The sequence below is a fragment of the Streptomyces sp. NRRL B-24572 genome, assembly GCF_002156145.1.
Classification (GTDB): Bacteria; Actinomycetota; Actinomycetes; order Streptomycetales; family Streptomycetaceae; genus Streptomyces; species Streptomyces vietnamensis.
Map to the genome: position 1 here is coordinate 1 of NZ_MWIG01001119.1, position 743 is coordinate 743.

The 743-nt window shown below is 72.8% G+C and carries 1 protein-coding gene and 1 pseudogene; both read left to right on the forward strand.

Features of this window, described 5'->3' with window-relative positions; genetic code table 11:
• Positions 1-48: 48 nt before the first annotated feature.
• Positions 49-276, forward strand: a complete 228-nt coding sequence (gene thiS / locus CCN56_RS40695; protein WP_086832553.1) for a sulfur carrier protein ThiS — start codon at positions 49-51, stop codon at positions 274-276.
• A pseudogene (locus CCN56_RS40700) lies at positions 219-743 on the forward strand (thiazole synthase); the annotation flags it as partial. The gene thiS and the pseudogene CCN56_RS40700, both read left to right, overlap by 58 nt.

Genomic DNA, 743 nt, shown 5'->3' on the forward strand with positions numbered 1-743 from the left:
CCCCTTCACCCCCCGCCGTTTCTCCCCCGTACGTCAGGAGCAGCCCGCATGAACGTGTCCGTGAACGGCGAGCCCCGGGTCCTGACGGGCCCCGTCGCCCTCGACGCCCTGGTCGCGACCCTGAGCACCGCACCCTCGGGCGTGGCCGCGGCCGTCAACGAGGAGGTCGTCCCGCGCGGCGAGTGGGCCACGACGCTGCTCGGCGAGGGCGACCNNNCGGCGCACCCAGCCTCGACGTCCTGGAACGCTCCCTCGTCGCCAGCGGTACGGAACTGACGACGGTCGCCATGCGACGCCTGGACCCGACCGTCCAGGGCTCGGTCCTCTCCGTCCTGGAACGCCTCGGCATCCGGGTCCTGCCGAACACGGCGGGCTGCTACACGGCCGGCGAGGCCGTCCTCACGGCACGGCTGGCGAGGGAGGCGCTGGGCACGAACTGGATCAAGCTGGAGGTCGTGGCGGACGAGCGGACCCTCCTCCCGGACGGCGAGGAGCTCCTGGCCGCGGCCGAGACCCTGGTCGACGACGGTTTCGTGGTCCTCCCCTACACCAACGACGACCCGGTTCTCGCCCGGAAGCTGGAGGACGTCGGCTGCGCGGCGATCATGCCGCTCGGCTCGCCCATCGGCTCCGGGCTCGGCATCCGCAATCCGCACAACTTCCAGCTGATCACGGAACGGGCCGGGGTCCCGGTGATCCTCGACGCCGGCGCGGGAACCGCCTCGGACGCGGCGCTCGCGATG